Consider the following 22,717-nt stretch of genomic DNA (forward strand, 5'->3'; position numbering starts at 1 on the left):
CGATGATGTCCACCCCCACCTGCCCAAACCCGCACGCGCTCAATCGATCACCGCGCCCGCCTCACCGTGGCATCGGTGACGGCCTCATCGACGTGAGGCCAGTCTCATGAGCTGGCTCGAGCGGCAAAGCGGTCCCAATAGCCCTGAGTACTACCCCGACGCGGCCGACAGTCTCGAAGCCCAACTGCGTGCCGATGCAGCGCACTGGTTCTACCTGCGCGAGATCGCTGCGAGTGCCGAGACTCCCCAGCAGGGTGCGGCACTGCGAACGCGGGCTGGCGAGCTGGCCGCGAAATGGAGCCGCCACGAGTCAGTGGTCCGCAGCAACCAGTGGATCCGGCTGCGCGACGCGTTCCTCAAATGGTCCATGACACCCGATCAGGCTGCCCAAGAGCTGCGCGAACTCGAGCGTGCCCACGCCGCAGGTGAGCAAGGCGTCGACGAGTTCGGTTTGCGCAACCTGCGCCAGGCCGGTGAACTGACCGGCCGCTGGGAACCGGGCATCACCGGTTCTGAGCAGGACAGCGCCCGCTGGCAACCGCTGCCTCAAGCGCCGAGCACGACCGTCGACGCGAGCGCTGACCACGGGCCGGACCCGGCGCCCGCGAACGTCGCCGATTCGACGCCATCGCCACGAAACGTGCTCGATCGCGCTTTGGGAACCCCTCAGTCGTTGCTGGACCTCGAGCAGGTCGGCGCGATCATCGCCGGAACCGGCCGATATCCCGAGATAGCCGAAGACCTCGAGTCCCCCGATGCCCCGGGGCCCGCCGCGATACCGGATCAGGTGCCAACCACACCGGCAGTCGAGCCGCTCCCGGCCACGCAGCGCGAGGCGTTGCAGGTGCTGCAAGACCTGTATGCCGAGCACACGCGCACGGTCGAGGCCACAAACGACCTCGCCGCGGATCCCGTCGAGTACAACCTGGCCAAAGTCGCTGCGCTGGAGCAGATCAGCGCGGAGTACCGCAGCGCTCGCGTGGCCGCCGCCCTGGCCGGTGCGCCGACCGAGGTGATCAGAAGTGTGTGCCTGGCCGGGCAGACCGGCACCTACTGGCGTGACGGCCCTGGTGATCCGCGCCTGAACCCCGCCACCGGCAGCAGTGATCCCGGCCCGATACAGCTCGACCGCGCGCCACGCCGCCACGACGGCCTCGGCGCACCGGACCCGCCCGCGCTCGCACCGAACGCCTCGAACGGCGGGGTCGCGATCGGCCAAGCCGTCGACGCCGCCTCGGCCGACGCCGAGCACACCGACTGGCAGCAGGCCCCCGAGGGACTCGACGTGAATCGATCATCCCCCTCCCACGACGCAGCCAAAGACATCGATCCCTGAAAACCCAAGACAATAAACAGTTTTCGTCAAGTTAGGAGCAATGATCATGATCGCGACCCGGGAGACCCGGCGCCGGACCAAACGCGGGATCGGAGAGGAGACCGCGCTGCTGCTGGTGTTCATGGCGCTGGTAGTCGCCGCTGTAGGGATGTGGGCAGCGTTGTGTGTCGGTTGTTGGTGGGCCGGGGTGCCGGTTGCCGGCCATCCGGTGACCGCGCTACTGCGGGTGCTGTCGGGGCGGCAATCGTGGCCGTGGCAAGCCACGGTAATGGCGGTCGTCTTCGCCGCCGCCGGAGCTTCCGTGGCGTTCGGGTGCTGGCGGATGCTGCACGCGGGCACCGAGATCGACGGGGCGGCGCGCACCATGCAGCGGCCGCGGGAGATCCGGTTGGCGCGTGCGCGCGACAACGCGATGGCCAACCAGCGGCTGCTGCGCGACGCCGCACCGGAAATCCAAGCGCTCAAGGGTCCACCGCTGGGCACGACCGTGATCGGGGGAGTGGGGCTGTATGTGCCCGCGGAACTCGGAGTGACCATCACCGCGGGTACACGCACCGGCAAGACGATGGCGTGGGCGATCCCCGCGGTGCTGGCGGCGTGGGGGCCGTGTCTGGCGACGTCGAACAAGCCAGATCTCTACCGGCACACGGTGTTCGGGCGCGAACAGCGCGGACGGGTGTGGCTGTGTGACCTGCAAGCGGTCACCGGTCGCGTCGAGTGCGGGTTTTGGGTCGACCTGCTCGCCCAGGTCGAGACCTTACCGGCCGCGCGCAAGCTGGCGAGTTTCTTCGTCTCCGCCGCCGCGGGTTCGGCCACGCAAGCGGCAAATGCCAAGGTAGACAGTTATTTCGATGGCGGGGCGCAAGAATTGCTGGCGCTGTATATCTATGCTGCGGCCTGCGTGCAAGGCGATCTGCTGCACGTCGCGGAATGGCTCGGCCGCGATCAAGATCTCACCCCAGCGTTGATCCTGCGCCACTACGGCCATCAGCGCGCCGCCGAGCGCATCGTCGAATCGCAAGCCCTCTACGCCCGTCAACGAGACGGTCTCTATGACATGGCGCGGCGGTTCCTCGGTTCGCTCTCGGATGAGGGCTACGCCCGCATGGTCACCCCGCCGCAGCGCTACCAATTGCGCGTGCGCGAAGCCGCACCGAAGGCTGGTGGCGGTACCGCGGTGGTGATCGACCGGACCGAGCAGAACCCGACCCACAACCTGCCGCAGTTCCGGCCACGCGAGTTCGTCACCTCGACCGACACGTTGTATGCGCTGTCGATGGCAGGACCCGATAGCGCCACTCCCTTGACCGCGGCGCTGGTCGGCCAGATCTGCGAGGCCGCCCTCACCACCGCACGCGCACGACCCGACGGCCGATTGAGAGTACCTCTGCTCGCGGTGCTCGACGAGGCAGCCAATTGTGCGCGCATCGCCGAGTTGCCCTCCTATTACACCTACGCCGGTGGCTGCGGCATCGTGCTGATCACCATCTTGCAGGTGCTGGAGCAAGGCGAAGACCTGTGGGGTGCAAACGGTTTGAGGACCATGCGGGCTCAAAGTATCGAGGTGTACGGGGGTGGGGTGGCCACGGTGGACTACCTCGAACACTGGGCAGCCATGAGCGGCCCGCACGATGTGGCCGACCGCTCCCGCAGCCACGGCGCCGGCGGGACGAACCGGACACTGGCCTGGCGGGCCGAGCCGATCTTGGATGTTTCCCTGCTGGCGGCGTTGCCCAAAGACCGGGCCCTGGTGCGGTTGCCGGGCTACGGACCGGTCGTGGTTCGCAAGAACTGGTGGCAGGACACCGAATACGCGCCGCTGATCCAGGCCTCGCTGGCCCGATTCGAGAACGCCGCCACCGCGACGATCGCACTACCTGCCTCCCCAGCGGCCTTCGAGGACGGGGGAGACCCGTTATGAGCACCAACACCGGATCGTCGTCGAACCCACCGTGCTACAGCCATTTCACCGAGTTCGCCGAGAAATGGTTGCTGCCCTACATCACCGTGCGCCTGGCCGAGGCGAACCGGGAACACACCTACACCTGGTGTCCGCAGTGGTGGGCGCATCGGGCGGTCGCGGTGCGTATCGCGCACCTGCACACCGCGTTCGAAGGCCAACGTCGCTCTCGTGCGGGCACCAGTTTGAGCACGTTCCTGCTCTCGGTCGACGGGCATTTACGCACGATCTTGGATGCCGCCAACGGCCCGTTGTACCGCTGCACCCGCCTGATCCACGTGAGCACCCCGTCGCTGCCATTCGATCCCGTGCCGCCGGGCTGGTTCGGCCCGCCTCCCGCACCGACACCGACACCGTCCGGGGGAAAGCCGCCTCCGCCGAAGCTGTTCGCTCACTACTCCGACTTCGTGCAGCAGTGGCTGCTGCCGGTGACTTCGGTCCGGATCGCGGCCAATAACCGTGAAGGGCAATACAGCTGGTGTCGGCAGTGGTGGCGTCACCGCAACGTTGTCCTGCGCTTCGCGGCCATGCATCGCGCCTTCGAAGCCGCGGTCCGCGCCGATGACCCCGCCGCGATGAGCACGTTGTTCTTGCGCCACATCGACGTACACCTGCGCGAGGTCCTCGAGGCGTCCAGGGGTCCGCTGTACCGCTGCACCCCGGACCAGCACACCGAATGCCCGGGCCTGCCCAGCGCGCCGATCCCCACCGCATGGTTCGGCCCGCCCGGGGCGAAAACATCGACCGAGCGGCTGGGCTTCGGGCCGGACTTCCGCACCCTCGCCCAGGCCATCCCCCGACAGGCATCCTCATGAGCAAGCCGACACCCGCGCAACGGCACGTGCTCAAAGCACTACAGAATCGGGCCGTCGAGCTGACCGCCATGATCAACACGGCAAATCAACGCATAGCCGACACCGGACAACGCCCACCGCCGTCCTGGTTCGAGGACTATCACGGCGTCGCAATCCTGCACGATGCGTTGGAAAAGGCCGCCTACGCGGGCGGAGTGCCCCAGGCGTGGATAGATCACGTGCGTGAACGCGGACGAAACGGCATCACCTGGCGCGCCGATCTTGGCCTGCGCGCTGGCGAACCGCTCGATTTGGACCGGGTCCTGGGCGAGCTCACCGCGGACGTGCAACTGCTGCAGGACTGGACCGTCTTCGACATCGCCCGCCGCACGATCAATCCGTCACCGGGGCCACCCGCGTCCGGGGATCTCGAGGCAAACCTGCGTGCCTTGCGCGCCCGCACCCACGGGATCGCGAACCTGCTTGGACTCGACGCCGAACTCGGCGAACAGCTTTGGGGCACTACCGCAGACTGGGCGCACGCCGGGGCGGCACTGGTGGACGGGCTGTCGGCCGAGGCGGTGATAAACCGCTGGACCATCGCCGCCTACACCGATACCCGCCGCTACGCACTGCAAGCAATCGCGCTCGGTACCGCCGGCATCGTGACCGATACCGCTGAGGCCCTGCCCTCGGCGCAGAATCTGGCTACCGCGATCAGCAGCGCACTGCCACCGGTGCAACCACAGTTTCGAGCGGCGACCGACGGGGCCGCGATCGATTCTGCCCTCACGGCCGCGGAACCGGTATCGACTGCCGGTGCTGGCGTCGAAACCCGCACGGGGCCACCACTATTCAGCCAAACCCCCGAGCCGGATTCCTGGAGCTTCGACGGCGGCCTCGACTGGGAGATCCCTGCCCCGCAGTTCTCCTCGGCGGCCGAATTGTTCGGACGATGACCGGGCCACCCCCCGCGCTTCGGGTGCGTGACCTACCCGCTGAACAAGCCGAAATCCTGGGCCGAATCCATGAATTAGCCAGCCAGGCGCGATATTTGGGCCGCATAGCACAGAAAGGCTACCTCGGTGCGGTGCAGGAGAACGACGAGTTCATGCGGCTGTGGGAGGTCGACCGCGACCGGAAACTGACCGAGGCCCGCGCCTACGGCAACGGTATACCGCCCAGCTGGGTCGAACACGCACGCCAGCTAGGCCACGCCGGTCAGGACTGGACCCCCGAACAGCGCCTACCCGCGGCCCGCACACCACCGCGACGCCGCACCGCCAGCCGGGTCGTCGACGACACCCGCCAAATGACCGAAATGGCGGCAGTCCACGCCGTGCGCGCACACCTGCTCGCCGCAACGACAGGCTCACCAGCTCCAGATCCCGCAGCGGCGCACCAGTTCGGCAGGAACCTCGAGGCGCTGTGGACGCGCGCGGCTCGCACCGCCGACGCGGTTGGCATACCGGGGCGCGACCGCGAGGAGATCTTCACGGTCAGCGACGAGGAATTTCGGGACCGCGTCAGCGACTTCCTGCGCTACAGCCCCGGTGACCTCGACATGGTGTGGCGGCGCCACGCCGCGGAGTCGATTGCCGCGAGCGTACGGCGCTCGCTGAAGAACCTGCGCCGCGCCAACCCCGGCAACGACATCACGACCCCCGATCCAGCTGCTCGGCAGCCGCCGGACCCGGCGTCGTTGATCGAACGAGCTCACCACGCCCTACACACCCTGCTGAGCGAGCAACCAGACACCGGAGCCGACATCGACGCCGCGATCATCGACGCGACCCTCGACGACACCGTGCACCCCGAACAGACCGTGGCTAGAGCCGAACCCGGCGAAGCGGCCGACACCGTGTTCGGTGACTGCGGACCTGACCCGTAGCCCGTCTCGTCCACCGTCGAGCCCCGCCGCTCGCGGCAACCCGAGACCGCGGTTCACCCGCCTCGGATTCATCACAACCAACGTGGTCCACCAGAAAGGAATCTCATCATGAAACGACGCCTACACGTCGTCGCCAGCCTGCCCGAGGCTTTGATGACAAGCCCGTGCGACGCGATGGAATGGATCATCGATCACAGTGGCGGGCAACCACTCACCGCACTGCCGTGCGATCTGGACCCCCACTGGATAATCAGGTACCTGCGTGATCTGAACACTCGTTCCGAAGTACTCGACTTCGACTGCAACACAAACGATTACGCCGACTACAACCACATGCCGTCGGGGCGAATCCGAACCGGCATGACCCTCGAACCAGATCATGTCGCTATGCGTCGCGTTGACAAGACCGCCCGCACCGTCGACGAATACACAAAACTCCGCGAAGAACGCCCCGAGCTGGGAAACATCAAATTTCGACTCAGTCAATCCAATTCACTCGACCGGAGTCTGTTCGCCCTCGCCGGCGCCGAACAAGCCGCCGCCACCACTGCGGCAACCGGCGCGCCTTCTCCGATCACTGGCTACCAGCAGCACGGGATGAACACGAACGCTCCGATTCTGCTCAGGCGACGAGCCGACCATGACCACACCTTTGCCCCGATCTGAGGCCATGACCGGTCCACGACACCGCCATGATCCCCGGCGCCCAAGCCCGCCTATCGCTCGCTCGCTGCGACCGCCGAGCATCCGCGCAACCGAGAACAGGAACCCCATGACCATCAGCCTCGATCGATTCACCCGACCGGCAACCGTTTACAGCCACCAATTCGGCGCGCACCGCGTCACCTATCTTCCCGACGGCGTCGCGCTGGTCGAACCCCGCGCCTGGCTACCGGCAGCGGATGAGGAGATGTGGCTCGACCACACACATCTGATCAACCCCGACGGATACCTCGTCGCCAGTGTCGGTGCCCTCATGATCGAAATCGATCACCACACCATGCTCATCGACACCGGCGTCGGGCCTCTTGCCCTGCCCACCCCATTCGGGCTCCTTCGTGGCGGGCAACTACTGGAAAGCCTTGCCGCAGTCGACAAATCGTCGGACGACATCGACCTGATCGCGCTGACGCACTTGCACTTGGACCATCTGGGTTGGCTATGGCAAAGCGCACCCGGGCAATCCGCGAGCCCCTTCGCACACGCAGAGGTACTCGTCGGTGCCGTCGAATGGTCTCACCCCGAACTCGCGAACACCGACGGTGTCGCCAACGAGATGCTCGATGTCTTCGCCTCCCAAGTCCACACCATCACCGACGGCCAAACAATCCTGCCCGGGGTCGAGGCCATCGCCACCCCCGGGCACACCCTCGGCCACATCGCCTACAGCATCGGCTCGGGCGGGCGTCGGCTCCTCGCCTTCGGTGACGCCATCGCCAGCCCCATCCAGATCAGCCATCCACATCTGACCTCAGCCTCCGACGACGATCCCGTTCGATCGGTCACCACCGCGCGCCATCTCATCAATGAACTCAGCCGCGACGACACCACCGGTTTCGGACTCCACTTCGCCGACGTCCAACTCGGCCACGTCACCCAGACGAGCCTGGGCCGCCGGTGGATCGCCGAGAATTCCAGGTGAATCACGATGAGAGGCACCACGCCAACCGCAGCACAAGGATTGGACCGAACAGCTTCCCACGCTCACGGCGACAGCACCCGGTTCCATTCCCGGTTCACCACCAAAGATCACCATCGCATCCGAACCGGAATCGGACTGCTCGTCGTCACCGCCACTCTGAGCATGGCCCCCGGCCTCGCACACGCAACTCCCGAGCCCGTCAAATGCACCGCCACAGCATTCGACATCCCCGGCGGACGCATGGGCGCGACGCTCTGCGCCCCAGGACCGGCGGCCGAGGCGGTCATGCTGCTGATACCCGGCGCCAGCATCAACCAAAACTATTGGGACTCAACCTATCAACCCGAAACGCACAACTTTCGGCGCGCGATGAACGTTGCGGGCTATGCCACCTTGACCGTGGACCGCCTCGGCACCGGCACCAGCAGCCGCCCGCCCGGCACCGCAGTCACCTCGATCGGGCAAGCCGCCGGAATCCACCAGATCGTCGGTGAACTACGCCGCGGACTGCCCGATGCCCAACCGTTTTCCAAGATCATCCTGGGAGGGGTGTCCCTCGGTGCAGGGATCGCGATCCTCGAAGCCACCACCTACCACGACGTCGACGCGGTGTTCCTCAGCGGCTACTCACACCACATCGACATCCTCGGAACACTCAGCGCAGCAATCACCTTCGTGCCCGCCGCCATCGACCCGCGATTCGCCGGCCGAGGCTACGACCTGGCTTACCTGACCACCGCACCCGGAACGCGCGCAGCCTCATTCCTGCCAGCTGACACCCCGCCGCAAACCCGGGAGATCGCCGAACAGTCCGCCGATGTATTCACCATCACCGAACTCCTCGACGGACTCCCGACCGTGGTTACGGCATTGACCAACCAAATCAATGTGCCGGTCCTGCTCACCAACGGCTCCGCCGACAAGCTCTGCGCACCACAAGTTTGCGCCAACACCGACGCCCTGCACGCCGCCGAGGCACCGTATTTCGCGCACGGCATCCTCACTGCCTTCGTGCTCCCCGACGCCGGACACGCCCTCAACCTCGCCTCCAACACCGGCGACCACCACGCCGCCGTGAGCAACTGGCTCACCACCGCCACTTCCTAGCGCGGCAGAACTCACGGCCCCTATAGCGACCGCTGACCCGGACCCGCGCACCCGAGCAGACGAATCCCAGCCTCGCAGTCACCGGGCGCTGCGACATCCAAGACAAGGAATCATCGCGATGCTTACTCAACGCAGCACCCGCCACCGCGAACCGGCGAACGGAATCCCGCACTTCAAAGTGGTCGTCATCGGCGCGGGATTCGGTGGCATCGGCATGGCCGTCGCGCTCAAACACGCTGGGACCGAGAACTTCACGATCCTCGACAGCGGAAACACTGTCGGCGGTGTCTGGCGCGACAACACCTATCCTGACTGCAACTGCGACGTACCGTCGCACCTCTACTCGTTCTCCTTCGCCCCCTACCGAGATCGCAGAACCCGGTACCCCGGCCAACCCGAGATCCTTGCCTACCTCCAAAACGTTGTCAGCGAGCACGGACTGGAACCGCACCTGCAGTTGAACACTGCCATCAGCGAAGCCACCTACCTCGACACCGAAGGCAGCTGGTGGCTGACAACGACCTGCGGGCACAATATCGTCGCCGAGGTCGTGGTCTTCGCTGTCGGTCAGCTGCACCGCCCCCACATCCCTGAGTTCCCCGGACAATCCGAATTCAGCGGACCCGCGTTCCACTCGGCGCGCTGGGACCACGACCAAGACCTGCACGGGCTCGACCTTGCGGTCATCGGCACCGGATCCAGCGCAGCCCAGTTGATACCTGCCCTGGCGGGTCTCGCCCGTACCGTGCGCGTATTTCAACGCACCCCCAACTGGGTGCTACCCAAGCCCGCCACACACTTCGGACCACTGGCGAGAATCGCGCTAGCAGTGCCGTTCGGCCACAAGCTCTACCGGCACGCGCTCGCCTATGGCGCGGACGCCGTGCTGGCACCGATAATGCGGCGCGGCTGGTCAGCCCGGCCTGCCGAATGGGCTGCCCGTCGCTACCTGCGCCGTGAGATCTCAGACCCCGTCTTGCGCGCGAAACTCACACCCGACTATCCCGTCGGCGGCAAACGAATCCTTGTCGACAGTGGCTACTACCAGGCACTCAACGAACCGAATGTCGAGCTGATCACCGACCCGATCACCAATATCACCACCACCGGCATTCAAACCGCCGACAACCGACACCACCACGCCGACGCCATCATCTACGCGACAGGCTTCCACGCGTCGGAGTTCTTAGTGCCGGTCACCGTGCGCGGCCGAGGCGGCAGGCTGCTACACGAGCAATGGTCTACGGGCGCACAGGCTTTCATGGGTCTCGCAGTACCCGGATATCCCAATGCCTTCCTGATTGCCGGCTCCAACTCGTTCAACCCCGCAGGCAGCAACCCGGAAATGAAGGAACGCCAGATCAACTACATCCTCAAATGCCTGCGATGGCGCGAGGAGACCGGAGCCGCCACAGTGGAAGTCAGCGCCGACGCGATGGGACACCATCAGGAGTGGATGCGCACGACTCTGGCCAAAACAGTGTGGCCATACTCGGTGTCGAGCTGGTACAAACATCCAAGCGGGCGCGTCACGAACCCATGGCCATCCTCTGCTCGAACTTTCAGGCGCATGCTGCGTCACCATCCCTCGCAGGTCTTCACCGCGATGACGGGACTGGGCACCGGCCGCACCTCTACGACACAACTTGCCTCGGGCAAAGGATTAGTCGGCGGTACCACCGTACGTTTCGAACAGACCGGGACTGTCCGACGTCGAAGAACTCGGTGACGATTTGTCCATGATGGTCGATGAGGGCCCTCGCTCGGCCGAGCTGCCAGTTGCGGGAGGCGTTGGGGTCCTGTTGATCTTCGGTCGATACCCGTCCTGCGAATGCGAATCGGATCATTGCTACGCCGCCTTCCGGTCCTCGGGGACGTGCCCGATACCAGCGTTCGGCCGGGCCCTGTCGGAGCGCGAGCAGTTCGCTGCGCGCTCAAATCTATGGTGTCGGGCAGAGATTCGAGATCGATGCGTTGAGCTTGATCGATCCTATTCGTTGTGCTGCGGTGCTCGCGGGCGTGACGGAGGATCAGCTGCATGAGTGCCTTGGCTGCCGGTGAGTCGAGCAGCGGCGGGCTGTCTGGGCAGACGACCGTGACGTCGTAGTTGTTCTGGTCGTAGCCGTCTGCAGGGTAGCGGCGTTCGCCGCCGGTCATGATGGCCCCAGATCAAGGGTGTGCAGCCGCTCGCGGCGACATGACGATTCGTGGCCGCGTAACTTGCCCCCAAGGTTAGGCAGCAGCGGGGGAGCGGACGACGAGTAGGAAATAGCAGGCACGGCAAGTCACTCTCTCACCGTCCTGCCTGATTCTCCTCCGCCTCCATGAAACCTGATCTTCGCCCTCGGCGCCACAGCGTCCGTGGCCTACCCTCGCGCGCAAGGCCGTTGAACATCGCAAGGCGGACCTACCTATGTCATCGGTACGCAGGGGAGCGTAGTCCGCGGGTTCGGCACTTCCTCGATTAGACCCCCGTTTGAACCGACCCAATAGCGCCGGGCAAGCGCTGGCTCGTCGTCTTAGACCACGCGACGGCGAGGAGAAGATGCCAAATGAGCACGCGGGCGACGCGGCTGGCGGCTGATGTTGAAGCGCAGCAACCGCATTCGCACATCAATCTTGTCGGGCCGGGGTGCGATGGGGACCTGTTTTGCGTCAGTTCGCGCAAACGTTCCGAACAGTGGCAGCTTTTGCCGGTGTTGAGCGTGCCGTTAAATAACGATACACTGAGCAAGTGGCTGAAGACGGCGAAACTTGCGGATATGACCTGTGGAAGGTGGCGGGCGAAGACGCTGTGATGACGACTCGAGGGGCGCTTGAATCACCCCTACAGGGCGGCCTCCGCTCCGGCGGGATTGTTCGTGGTGACACTGCGCAGGTTCGCAGCGATCTCGTGCGACAAGGTTTTTCGGTCGTCGCGGAGGAGGCACTCGGAATCACTGTAGAGATCCGCAATCGACTGGCCGAACGCTACTTCGGGTCCAACACACTAGAAGTCGAGTCATATCCTGACACTCTGCCGAGTGACCGAGCGCGAGCGCGAGATGTCCTACGCTATGAATGGCGGAAGCATGTACCAGTGCTGGAGGAGCACACCGACACCACGATCGTGGTGCCTGCAGGCGTTCCCGGGCGGCACCCACACCTCCAGCGAAGGACCTACCGGCGCGTCACGGTGTTAACGGATCCAGCCTTCAAGGCCCTCGTCGAGAGGATGCTTCAGCTGATACCGCCCCAATCCCGACAGGGCAGTGGGACGTTCGCAATCCACCTGTTGCGGACTTTTACCAATGTGGTGACCGGCGTTCACCAGGATGGTGAGCAGTACGTGTTCGTCTATGTGCTCGACAAGCATGCGCAGGGTGGCGAGACCATACTGTATTCCGGGGATGGCCCGCGAAATCGCGTGTTCGGCATCGAGCTGCGGCCCGGCCAGCTGCTGGCGTTCGACGATGTAAAATTCCTGCACGAAGCGACACCTCTGCGCCCACTGCCCGGCCAATTACGCGCACATCGAGATGCGTTGGTATGCACGGTGAACTTGCCGAAGATCGTGGGCCGGTGATGAACCGTCGGCACGCCACGGCCGCCGTCAGGTCACAAGAGAACCGTGGCGTGCTGGCGGTGTCGAACAGACGTCCATTTGTTTGGGATGAATGGGCTACGCAGGCAACGAATTTCGCAGTCACGCCGCAGTGGCTCGAAGCGATTGGTCCGGTGGTTCCCGGTATGCCGCACTGGCTCATTTACTCGGTAGAAGGCGTGCCCCGACTCGGATTGCACGTGCGCTTGCTGGACGCCCCTCCGGGCGAATCGCGATACGACATCGAAGCGGTATTGCGCGGTGACATCCCGACGCTCGAACCGCGGATGGTCACCGCACCGCCAGATCAACTGAGCGGAACCTGCTACCCCGCCGTACTGGCGATGCTGCCGGGATGGACATGTGGGGCTGTGGGGCCTGGTGCCGCCGAACCTGACACATTGGCGGCAGCGCTCGAAGCCGTAAATCGATGGGCATACAGTGTCTCTGCTCGGTCTGTTTCCTTCCTCTACATTCCGGACAGCGAACATGCTCTGAACACAGCCCTGTTGGAGTTCGGTGCCAGGCCGGTCGAGTTGTACCCGTCATGTGAGATGGCTCTGGATTTCACCACAATCGACGAATATCGGAATCAACTTTCGCATGGCAGACGGCAAGATCTGCGTCGGCTCCGCCGTCGCATCTATCGGGCCGGACTTGTTATCGGCGCGGAGGAACTGGCCTTCGTTCGAGATCAGGTGCTGGAGCTGCGATTGTCCTTCCTCCGCAAATTCGGACTACCAGCTGATCGGGCGATGCAGGCACGCACACTCGGCCGGATCTTGAGTCGATATTCACCGGAGGATCGAGTGTTTAATACGGTGCGGCAGGGCGAACGGATCGTCGCGTTCAGCCTGTCGCTGCGTCATGGTCCAATGCTGCGAGCCGTCTGGTGGGGACGTGAACCACAGGCGTACGGAGCATATTTCGTGTTGCTGTTCGACGAGTTGGTTGAACAAGCACTGCGACTTGGCGTTACCCGTATCGACTACGGGACATTGAACTGGCAGGACAAGGTCTCGTTTGGGTGCCGGCTGGTGCACTTGCAAGGACTTATCTGGCGGCCCCGCGCCGAGACACATATGTGAATTCGTGGGCGTTCGCACGCTTCTGCGTTCCGCAGATTTCCGTTGGGTTTGACGGGGGAAGCGACGATGCGGCTCGGCTATCAGGCGGCGATGTTTGCGTTACCGATGCTTGTTTGATGCAAAGCCAGAGCAGCGCAATCCAGGTCGGGTTTGTGTCGGCGGGACTGTCTATGCCCGTGGTTGTTTTTTCGTTGTGGGCGGGGCTTGCCGCACGCAAGATGTCGCGGGCCGTGCTACTGGTTTGCAATCTGGTACGCGCAGGTAGCTTGGGGCTGCTTAGTATCTTGTACGCGCTGTCGAGAATCGAGTTCTCGCCGGTCCTGCTGATTGCATTGCTGATCGGCTCGGCTACTACCTTCTCCGACGTCGCCTACCAAATGATGATCTCGGGATTCATCCCGAGATCGGATTTGACGCGCGGAATTGGGCTGCTACAGGCCATCGTGTCCGTGGTGACGTTTGATAGGACCGGCCATCGCCGGTTGGCTCATCCAACGGACCGGTCCCACCCTCACATTGCTCTGTCTGATGGGCGTTTTCGTGGGAAGTTGATGCGTGGCGCAAGCCTGAGGCCGCGAGAACTGTGGTTGTGGACACCCGACCAGCAGCGCTGCAACGCGCTCGGCGAGGTGCTGTCATTCATGTCCAGACGGTCGACCCGATACTTCGGCGAGCAAGCCGAGCGGCATCAACCGCTCTGACGTCGGAAGGCAATGGGTGCCGTCGGCGCGGCAGCGCGGACGGACCGAACAGGCCGCCGACGCGTCCATGGCTTGTCGCCAACACTCCTGCTAGAAGACGAGTGTGCGAGTGGGTTTTAGCTCGTGTGCGGATCCTCGGCGCTTGGTCCTACAAATGCCCGGTATGGGACGCGCGGGTGAAAGAGCGGGAGCGGAGACCCTGCCGAACCCATGCAATTGAGGAATGCGGCTGCCGTAAAGGGGATCCCATGCGGCGGCGCGGCAACAATACAGTTATCCGAGTGGTGTGCCGGGCGTGGGCGTTCGCACAGGTAACGGTGAGTGTTCCCTGTGGACGTGGCGGCGTTCCTGGGTGTATGGGAAGTGGCCCGCCTGGGGGCATGTACTCGCTGGGCGGGCTACGCACCGGACACGGCGGCTGGCTGACCTTCGAATATACGCGCCGAGCTTCAGCCACGGCGCACCACCGACTCGGATGATCTGGGCACCTATGTAACAGTTCCCGGGTCAGGTGAAGTGATCGCTGCGCTGTCGGTCGCAGACTGGACGGGGAAGGTAACAGGCAGAGTCGCTAGTGCCCGATGGAAAGGGCCCGGCCGCCAAACCAATTCGTGGTCACCGACGGCGAGTCGCATGTCGGGCAGGACGTCGAGAAGTTGGTCGATCGCGTCCTGGGCGATCAAATATGCTGCGGACTGGGCGGGGCAGGCGTGTGGCCCGGCGCCCCACGCAAGATGCGATCGATTGCCGGTGTGCGTGCCTGCGTTGATCGCGGGATCGTTGTTGCAGGCGGCCATGCTGATCACGACCGGTTCGTGCGCCGGTAGCCAAATGTCATTCAGCAGAATCGGTTGCCGTGGATAGGTGACGCAGAAGTTCGCCATCGGTGGATCGGTGAACAGCACCTCATCGAGGGCGTCGCGGGTCGACAGGCTGCCACCGAGGATATCGCCGGCGAATCGATCGTCGGTGAGCATCAGCCGTAGTGTGTTGACGATCAGATTCTGCTGCGGCTCGATCCCTGCGCCGTAGAGGATGACCAACTGATGAAGCAATTCGGCATCGCTGAGTTTGGTGGGGTGCTGTAGCAATCGGGTTGTGACGTCATCGCCAGGAGTGGCTCGTTTGCAGGTGATCAGCTCCATCAGAGCTTCGGTCAGCATAGCGTTGCCCTTGTCGGCATCTATTCCCTCGAAGATCGCGGCTGTCGCGACCGCCACCTGCTGACCGATTTCGGGCGGGCACCCGAGCATGGCGTTGACCGCGTCGAAGGAGAGGGGAAAGGCGTATTGGCTGACCAGGTCGGCCGCACCCGACCCACTGAAGGAGTTGATCAGCGGAACGGCGATCTCCTCCACAGTGGCGTGCAGGGCGTGTAGATCGACCTTATTGATGCTGGCAGAAATAACCTCTCGGTACCGGACGTGCTCCAATCCGGCGCTGCGCAATGCGTTCGGACGCCACTCCAGAATCGGTAGTACCGGGCAATCGAACGCGACGGTCCGCTGCCAGGTACGGGGGTCAGCGGGGAAATGCTCGGGATCGTGGAGAATCCGCACCGCGTCGCGGTATCCGATCACGAGCGTCGCGGGTATGCCCGGCGCGAGCTCAACCGGAGCGACCGAACCGTAGCGGTCTCGCATCTCGTGGTAGGCGCGATGCGGGTCCGCAGCGAACTCGGGGGAATACATCGAGACTAGGTGGTCGTCGACCTCGACGGGCGACTCGTGATGCGGAACCGGGTGACTCTCGGGCGGTGGTGTCGTCAAATCCGAACTCCAAACGTGGCCAAGGTGCACAGGAAAGCTTGGGTGGCTCTGAGGATTGGCCAATAGGTATATGGCGGGCATCGGGCGCTTCGCAACTCGCGCCGATGTCGCGTAGACCGGACCGCCCGGACTCGCCGTGTTCCGAGGGTCTGGACTGTCTTGGGCGGCAATCCGGCGCTGCGAGTCAGGCCCGAAGTAGAGGTATTCCTAACATTGGGAAGTGCCTGGCATCTGTGGGGTTCAAGCTATGAGCGGTGAATGAAGATCGGCTCCAGTGTGTCAACCGGCAGGCTGGGCCCGAGGCAGAGGAGGGCTGAATGATGGATATGGCACGAGAATTACCTGGACGGCCACTCTTGATCGAAGGCACTTCCGTGCGCGAAATGTCAGTACCGAATACCGTCGAATACACCCTCGACGTCTCCGCGGAATCGGTCACAATCCGAACCGACAGTGGATCCATGGCGTTGGCAAATGGTTTCTTCGCCGTCAGAGACGCCGCCGATAATCTGCTTGCCCGTGCGGCACTGTGGTTCCGGGTCGATGAATTTGTCTTCCCGGTAGCCACCGAAATCGACCACCGGAGGGCGGTACTAACGCCGCAGTTCGATCTCACCCACGCAGCCTTCCGGCCGCTCTGGTGGTCCCCGGAGGATCCGTTCGCAAGGCGTAGGGCAGCTGCTTACGCTCGCCTAGCTACTACCTTGCGGGTCGGCGCGACCATTGACGTAGCTGTCGGCTTTAGCCGCGGCGCAGTCGGTTGCCGCATCGGTGGCAAGGCGGGGGCCGCCATCCCCGCTGCGGCATTCGGTGGCTTGGCCGGCTCGGAGCCGATCGGATACATACCGTGCATCGACGGCATCCCGGTGCCGAGTACCCGATCCGGTCGATGGTCGTCGACCTCCGCTGGGGTATTGCTACCAGGTGCGCAATATTTCACCCGGCAGTGAGCAAGGCGCGCGCAGCCGCATTTATCGCAGATTGTTCGGGTTCAGCACCCTCACCGGTCACTACACCCGCGACAGGATGTTTTTTCGCTGAGATGGACGATCGGCACATCTCGATGTGTGAGCGAATTATATCGAGGCATCAACGTCTCGACGTGGAAGTGTAAATGTACTTCGTTGGGTACATCCACGACTTGCAGTTTAGGTTGGGAGTCGAATTCCGCGCCTCGCATGCGCGTCCTGCACGATTGCGGAGCGGTATCGGGGGGTGTGGAGTACGAAGGCATGACGTTCGGCGTAACCGAACCCGCAAGGTTGCTGGCCTCAATGTCCCCGGGAGTTACTAGGGATAGCGCGGATTCGTGACAGGAGCTGCCCGCGCCGCCAATGCGCGTATGACGCGGTCAGTCCGCGGCACCGCGGCCGTCGGATGGACATCAAAGCCGGTGGTCGAGCACTGTGCGTCCGAATCGTCATCCGTGCGTGACTCGGACCGAGTTGTTCGGCAAGCATCATGCGAATCGCCGGAGAGTGGACTAGCTTACATGTCATGCCCACTGCGGAATCGCGCCGTGGCGATGGACTGCCGACACCGACGGATGAATTCGTCGGTCGAAACGCGGAGTTGGCACGGATCAGCGCATTATTGTCCGGTACCACTCGTCTGATTACTCTGGTCGGGCCTGGCGGCATTGGTAAGACGAGGCTGGCCGCCGAAGCGATGCGTCGCTTCCGGGCGCAACAGCAGCGCCCCGTGTTCTGGGCGCGTTTGGCTCGGCTGCGCCGGCCCGACGACGTGTTGGAGGAGGTGGTGCGGTCGGTCGCCAGGATCGATGTCGCGGGCCGATCGGCATGGGACGTGCTGGTGGACACTTTCGGTGCCAGCGATCCGGGACCGACTGTGCTGGTGCTCGACAACTGCGAGCATGTGCTCACGGGTGCCTTCGCATTGGTTACGAAACTACTCGAGGTCGTGCCGGGATTGACGATCCTTGCGGCCAGTCGCGAGCCGATCGGTTGGATGGACGAACAGGTTGTCCTCGTCGCGGCGTTGCCGCCCGGTGATTCGCTGGCGTTGTTCCGGCATCGCGCCGAACTCACCGGCCGACCGATACTGGACGATCCAGAACAGCTCGCAATTGCCAAGGAGATCTGCCGTCACGTCGACCACAATCCACTGTTCCTGCAGCTGGCCGCCGCGCGGTTGCTGCACCGACCGCCCGCCGGGGTGCTGGGTGAGCTGACCGGAGGCGCGGACGACCGCCGGTTGCGGTGGTCTTACGGTGCGCGGGCCGGAGTCGATGAGCGCCACCGCAGCGTCCGGGACGTTATCGCGTGGTCCTACGATTTGTGCCCGGAGCCCGAACGGCTGCTGCTGGATCGGATGGCGGTGTTCGCTGCAGGCTTCGAAACGGATACCGAAGACCCGCACCATAACGGCGCCGAGCTGGAAGCGGTCTCCGCCGTGTGCGCGGGCGGCGGGCTGATGCCGGACGAAATCGAACCGCTGCTCGAGCGCCTGGTGGAACGCTCGCTGGTCGCAGTTCACCTGACCACGACCACGGTACGGTTCTATCTGCAGGAAAGTGTGCGGCTGTTCGCGTGGGAACGACTGCGGGAGCGCAGCCTCGGTGGCGTATCCGAAGCCCGGACGCTGGCGAACAGGCACCGCCGGTACTACCGCGACAAGGTCACCGCCGGAGGCGCCCTCTGGGACCAGTCACCGGACGAGTGGCTGAGATGGGCCAGACCTGCCTTCGACAATGTACTGCTCGCTATCGAACAAAGCCTCGACGATCCCGACGAAGCGGTCATTGGTCTCGAGATCGCGGTCGCGCTGATGTCGCTGCACGTCCCGTTCGTCCAGGGTGCACACCGGGCGATGATTAGACTCACCGAGCACGCTCTGCGGACGACAGGCGGGGCACAACCCGCGCCGACGGGACTCCGGGTCAAGGCGATGGCACTCATCGCGTGGAGCGCGCTGTGGCAGGGCAGGCAGGCATATGCGGCCCAGCTCCTCGACGATTGCGCCACAGCCTGGCTTTCCGAGGACGACGCCCGCCGAGGGTGGCGCGTCAATCCCGAAGTGGATATCGGCTTGCCACCCGACGTCGAATGCACGTGGGCCCTCGAACTTTTGCTGATTCATATGGACCTGCGCTCGATGACAGTGTTCGCTCGTGCCCAGCGGAAGTTTGCCGCCGCGGGCGAGGGGAGCGGTGCTGAGCGCAGTCAACTGTTCATCGCCTTCGCTTGCGCGTACCTGGGCTCCGCGGAACAAGCTCTCGACGTGACCCGGCACCAGCTGGAGTCCGTGCTGGCTTCGGGTTCGGTGTGGGCCATCTCTTGGGCCGAGATCGCGCGCGCGATTGCCTTGGCGAACCACGGTCAGCCCGAAGAAGCGCAGGAGATCGCGCGCGACGCGGTCGCGCGCAGCTACCCGACCGGCGATGTCTGGACAACGAACTCCGCAATGGGCGCGTATCTCATAGCGTTGGGCCGCAAGCTCACCGATCGACAGGCGGCGGGTGCCAACCCGGCCGAACTGACCGCGATCGCTAGGGAGATCGTGCATATCGGCGCAGGCTTCGCCGCCCGCTACCGTGCGCTCGGCATCGAGTTCGACCGCGTTCCCATGATCACGGCCCAGATGCGGCCGATCATCGAGGCCACGAACGCTGTGCTGGGTGAGGCGGAAACCGTTGCCGCCGCGATACGTGGTTCCCAGCTGCGCCCTGAGCACGACGACCTGCCGCGCTACGTACTCGGTTCGGTGACCGTCGATCGGGAACTCGTCGAGATCGAGGACCGGTGGCACCGACTGTCCGCAGCCGAACGCGATGTCGCGGTCCTGGTCGCTGCCAATTGGCCCAATAGTGCGATCGCCGCTCGCCGGGGCAGTTCGGTAAGAACCGTGGACGCACAAGTCAGCACCATCCGTCAGAAGCTGTCGGTCGCCTCGCGGTCGCACATAGTCCGCCACATTCCTGCGGAACTGGTGGCTCAGGTACGGCACGAAGCCGAGAACCGTCCGCGCAACCTGCGACAGCGTGGATGATCGTGCGCACCGCCGGCTTCCACGTGGTGGTGGAGGTTGTCCTGGCGACGTTGCCGGGGGCGGCCACGTGCTGCCTCCGAGCTCATCAACTGCTGGTCGACCACTCCCGTGTGGCCGGCTCGATGCATTGGCTGAAGTGCCTCATCGATCGGTCCGAGATCACCACCTCGATGAATCGCTTTGTCACCATGTCGTTTCCATCAGTGCCCGTGAGGTACCGGCGAGCCGAACCTTCCCCATCGTTGGGGATAGATCGGTTGATTGTTCCGCGTAACGTCCACATTCGTGCCGACCGCTGATGGTTTCAATGCGATCGTCCAAGGAGGCGAATCACGCAACGGTGCGCCCGCCGACAGTTTCGTCCGCGCCGATGGCGAAGTCGTGGCGTTGCTGGACGCAGGCGTGGCCGAACCCGTCCGGAGCCATCCGGTTATCTTGCGGCGACACCGTATCGCCTACGGGCACATCACGGCCGCACTGAATCTTCCGCTGCCATTCACGCAGAAAGCGCTACATCCCTTTCGCGATCGCGGGCTGATCAACGTGAAGGGTGGACGAAGGGTCGGCACATCCGCTGAAATCGGCACCTCTCGCCGCTCAACCACCGGCTCTTGCCGACGATGAGAAGAAGGAGAATCATGAACGACATCCGACCGTTCCGAATCGAGATCCCTCAGCACGACCTTGACGACCTCGCCTATCGCTTGTCCCATGCCCGACTGGTCAACGAGATCCCACCCGAAAAGTTCGCTGGCACCCTAGATGTCGGTATCCCGATTCCGCCCGGCTGGGAGTACGGCGTCCCGCTGTCGTTCGTACGACCGCTGGTCGAGCGCTGGCGCGATGAATTCGATTGGCGGGCACGTGAGCAAATGCTCAACGATTACCCCCAGTACGTCACCGAAATCGACGGGCAGAGTATCCATTTCGTGCACGTCCGGTCGGCGAACCCGGATGCGACAGCCCTGATGCTCACTCATGGTTGGCCGAGCTCCTTCGTCGAATTCCTCGGCCTCGTCGAGGGACTCACTGACCAGTTCCATGTCGTAATCCCTTCCTACCCGGGGTTCGCCTTCTCTGGGGCTACCCACGACACCGGCTGGGGTGCCAGGCGTATAGCGGCGGCGTTCACCGAACTGATGCGGCGGTTGGGCTACGAGCGGTACGGAGTGCACGGCAACGATGGCGGCGCCATAGTCTCACCCGAGATGGGACGGCTCGCTGGGGAGAGAGTGCTCGGGGTGCACGTCACCCAGATCTTCTCGTTCCCCAAAGGAGATCCAGGCGAGTTCGAGGGCCTGACAGAACAGGAACTCGCGGGCCTGCAGTTCGGGCAGAAATTCCTGGAGCATTCCATCCACGATTTCGCCCAGCGCGCACAACCGCAGACGCTGGCCCACGCGCTGTCGGATTCGCCGGTAGGTCAATTGGCGTGGAGTGCACAGTTGCTCGCCTCGGTGGCACCCGACGACCTGCTCACCAATGTCGCGATCTACTGGTTCACCAACACCTCGGCTTCCTCGGCGCGGTTCTACTTCGAAAACCACCACGCCCCCCTGCCGTCCGAGCGGACGACGGTTCCGATCGGGCTGGCTTCGTTCGGCTACGACTATCGACCGCCCCGCAAGTTCGCCGAGCGTGACCACGCCAATATCGTGCAGTGGAACGAATACGAGCAGGGGGGCCACTGGGCCGCCTATGAGGTTCCCGATATTCTGCTCGCCGACATCCGCGACTTCTTCACCAAGCTGGTATAGCACGAGCTAGCCGCACGGGTTAACGCATGCCGAGGGACCTTCGGTGAACATTCGGCGCTTCCAGACAAGCACCTGCTTGCTCACGCTTACAGCGCCCGCATGTGGCGAAGCCCTCGGCACGGCCGGACGCCGATAGCAGCCCGGCCTCGTCGATGCCGCTCTGGTCGCGGGGCTGACTACAAGGCCAGCGGCTTTCTCAACCGTGGAGGTAGGAATCAGTCTGGGGGGAAGCACCGTTGGTTAGGCTGCCGGGATGGTCGATACGCACGTCGATACACCGACCGCGGCGGCGCGGGAACTGTGGCAGGACCGGCTCGTGCCGATCCCTTTAAACCGAGTCCGGGATCTCAATGGCAGTACCGCGGAGTTCTTGACAGATGTCGGGTTGCCGACGGCGCTGCGATTCGCTGGCCAAGACTACCGGATGCTGACAGGCAGCGAACTGCTCGCCGCCGTGTCTCTGGGTGATCACACCTACCTGGCATTTATGCGCCACTATGCCGGATGGACCTTCGGCATCGATCGCCTCGACCACCGATTGTGGGCCATCTCCGACTACGACGCGGCACCGATGAATCCGATTTTCGTGAACACCGATATCACTCGATTCGCTGCCTTTGCAGGGTATTTCGACCTGTTCGTACCCACCGTGCAGCAGCTGTTCCGGCGTATTCCGCGACCGGGCAAGTACAGCCACCTGAATCGGCTGCTGGCATGCAGGGACATCATCACCACACTCGAAACCATCCAAGCGAGACTGATCTCGTGGGATAGCCCGGCCCTGGACGAGGACGCATGGTGGCGACTCGCGCTAGAACAGTGGACGGTTGGCACCCCAGGACACGGGGGACTGACAATTTCGCTGGACTGAGCCGACGCCACAGGCCGTAACGTCGGAGTCCGACTTCTCGCAGTGTGATCGTGGTGGGGCAGGACTATGGCACCGTCGTGGCAGAGCAGGTGGCCGGGCGAGTGCGCCGGATCGCTCGCCTGATTGACCTCGACAGGTACTTGCAGGAGTTTGGTGACCCCTTGGGCCGAAGCGACGGCGCGCCTCGCAGGCGCCGACACCTAACGGCTT

19 protein-coding genes are annotated in these 22,717 nt (G+C 64.0%); 18 read left to right on the forward strand and 1 reads right to left on the reverse strand.

All coding sequences use genetic code 11. The annotated features are described in order from the left end of the window. Positions 1 to 106: 106 nt before the first annotated feature. The 13 genes from KV110_RS17025 to KV110_RS17085 all read left to right on the forward strand — a co-directional run bounded on the left by KV110_RS17025 (position 107) and on the right by KV110_RS17085 (position 14,102). Positions 107 to 1,336 (forward strand): hypothetical protein, encoded by a 1,230-nt coding sequence (locus KV110_RS17025; protein WP_218477214.1) that lies wholly within the window; start codon positions 107 to 109, stop codon positions 1,334 to 1,336. Between the two features lie 46 nt (positions 1,337 to 1,382). Further along, the gene (locus tag KV110_RS17030) at positions 1,383 to 3,257 is read left to right on the forward strand and encodes a type IV secretory system conjugative DNA transfer family protein (protein ID WP_218477215.1); all 1,875 of its coding nucleotides are present in this window, start codon (positions 1,383 to 1,385) and stop codon (positions 3,255 to 3,257) included. Continuing rightward, on the forward strand, positions 3,254 to 4,111 hold the full coding sequence (locus KV110_RS17035) for a DUF4913 domain-containing protein (protein WP_218477217.1): 858 nt from the start codon (positions 3,254 to 3,256) through the stop codon (positions 4,109 to 4,111). Before KV110_RS17030 ends, KV110_RS17035 begins: the two co-directional genes overlap by 4 nt. Then, the gene (locus tag KV110_RS17040; RefSeq protein ID WP_218477219.1) at positions 4,108 to 5,049 is read left to right on the forward strand and encodes a hypothetical protein; all 942 of its coding nucleotides are present in this window, start codon (positions 4,108 to 4,110) and stop codon (positions 5,047 to 5,049) included. The genes KV110_RS17035 and KV110_RS17040 overlap by 4 nt, the downstream gene beginning before the upstream one ends. Further along, positions 5,046 to 5,981: a hypothetical protein gene (locus KV110_RS17045; protein ID WP_218477221.1), complete on the forward strand. Its 936-nt coding sequence runs from the start codon at positions 5,046 to 5,048 to the stop codon at positions 5,979 to 5,981. Before KV110_RS17040 ends, KV110_RS17045 begins: the two co-directional genes overlap by 4 nt. A gap of 174 nt (positions 5,982 to 6,155) precedes the next feature. Continuing rightward, positions 6,156 to 6,647 carry a hypothetical protein gene (locus KV110_RS17050; protein WP_218477223.1) on the forward strand — a complete coding sequence of 164 codons (492 nt, stop codon included), beginning with the start codon at positions 6,156 to 6,158 and terminating at the stop codon, positions 6,645 to 6,647. A gap of 106 nt (positions 6,648 to 6,753) precedes the next feature. After that, a complete protein-coding gene (locus KV110_RS17055; protein WP_218477225.1) occupies positions 6,754 to 7,623 on the forward strand; it encodes an MBL fold metallo-hydrolase in 870 nt (289 codons plus the stop codon). A 6-nt stretch (positions 7,624 to 7,629) separates the two neighbouring features. Then, positions 7,630 to 8,730, forward strand: a complete 1,101-nt coding sequence (locus KV110_RS17060; RefSeq protein ID WP_218477226.1) for an alpha/beta hydrolase — start codon at positions 7,630 to 7,632, stop codon at positions 8,728 to 8,730. 118 nt (positions 8,731 to 8,848) lie between these two features. Further along, entirely contained in the window at positions 8,849 to 10,459 is a 1,611-nt protein-coding gene (locus tag KV110_RS17065) for a flavin-containing monooxygenase (RefSeq protein WP_218477227.1), read from the forward strand. Positions 10,460 to 11,282: 823 nt separating this feature from the next. Further along, entirely contained in the window at positions 11,283 to 11,528 is a 246-nt protein-coding gene (locus KV110_RS17070) for a hypothetical protein (protein WP_218477229.1), read from the forward strand. A 281-nt stretch (positions 11,529 to 11,809) separates the two neighbouring features. Next, on the forward strand, positions 11,810 to 12,295 hold the full coding sequence (locus KV110_RS17075) for a 2OG-Fe dioxygenase family protein (RefSeq protein WP_218477230.1): 486 nt from the start codon (positions 11,810 to 11,812) through the stop codon (positions 12,293 to 12,295). Then, entirely contained in the window at positions 12,259 to 13,401 is a 1,143-nt protein-coding gene (locus tag KV110_RS17080) for a GNAT family N-acetyltransferase (protein WP_218477231.1), read from the forward strand. The genes KV110_RS17075 and KV110_RS17080 overlap by 37 nt, the downstream gene beginning before the upstream one ends. Before the next feature lie 116 nt (positions 13,402 to 13,517). Continuing rightward, complete coding sequence (locus KV110_RS17085; protein ID WP_218477232.1) at positions 13,518 to 14,102, forward strand: MFS transporter; 585 nt, start codon at positions 13,518 to 13,520, stop codon at positions 14,100 to 14,102. Between the two features lie 488 nt (positions 14,103 to 14,590). On the opposite strand, the gene KV110_RS17090 is transcribed toward KV110_RS17085, so the two are convergent. After that, positions 14,591 to 15,871 carry a cytochrome P450 gene (locus tag KV110_RS17090; protein WP_218477233.1) on the reverse strand — a complete coding sequence of 427 codons (1,281 nt, stop codon included), beginning with the start codon at positions 15,869 to 15,871 and terminating at the stop codon, positions 14,591 to 14,593. Between the two features lie 383 nt (positions 15,872 to 16,254). On the opposite strand from KV110_RS17090, the gene KV110_RS42165 reads away from it, so the two are divergent. The 5 genes from KV110_RS42165 to KV110_RS17110 all read left to right on the forward strand — a co-directional run bounded on the left by KV110_RS42165 (position 16,255) and on the right by KV110_RS17110 (position 22,507). Then, positions 16,255 to 16,821, forward strand: coding sequence for a DUF8020 domain-containing protein (locus KV110_RS42165; protein WP_478359941.1), 567 nt, complete (start codon positions 16,255 to 16,257; stop codon positions 16,819 to 16,821). A gap of 547 nt (positions 16,822 to 17,368) precedes the next feature. Next, a complete protein-coding gene (locus KV110_RS17095; RefSeq protein ID WP_218477234.1) occupies positions 17,369 to 19,879 on the forward strand; it encodes an ATP-binding protein in 2,511 nt (836 codons plus the stop codon). 285 nt (positions 19,880 to 20,164) lie between these two features. Further along, the gene (locus tag KV110_RS17100; protein ID WP_218477235.1) at positions 20,165 to 20,503 is read left to right on the forward strand and encodes a hypothetical protein; all 339 of its coding nucleotides are present in this window, start codon (positions 20,165 to 20,167) and stop codon (positions 20,501 to 20,503) included. A gap of 14 nt (positions 20,504 to 20,517) precedes the next feature. Continuing rightward, positions 20,518 to 21,636: an epoxide hydrolase family protein gene (locus tag KV110_RS17105; RefSeq protein WP_218477236.1), complete on the forward strand. Its 1,119-nt coding sequence runs from the start codon at positions 20,518 to 20,520 to the stop codon at positions 21,634 to 21,636. A gap of 253 nt (positions 21,637 to 21,889) precedes the next feature. Beyond that, the gene (locus KV110_RS17110; RefSeq protein ID WP_218477237.1) at positions 21,890 to 22,507 is read left to right on the forward strand and encodes an SUKH-4 family immunity protein; all 618 of its coding nucleotides are present in this window, start codon (positions 21,890 to 21,892) and stop codon (positions 22,505 to 22,507) included. Positions 22,508 to 22,717 lie beyond the last annotated feature (210 nt).

Source organism: Nocardia iowensis, assembly GCF_019222765.1.
Lineage (GTDB): Bacteria > Actinomycetota > Actinomycetes > Mycobacteriales > Mycobacteriaceae > Nocardia > Nocardia iowensis.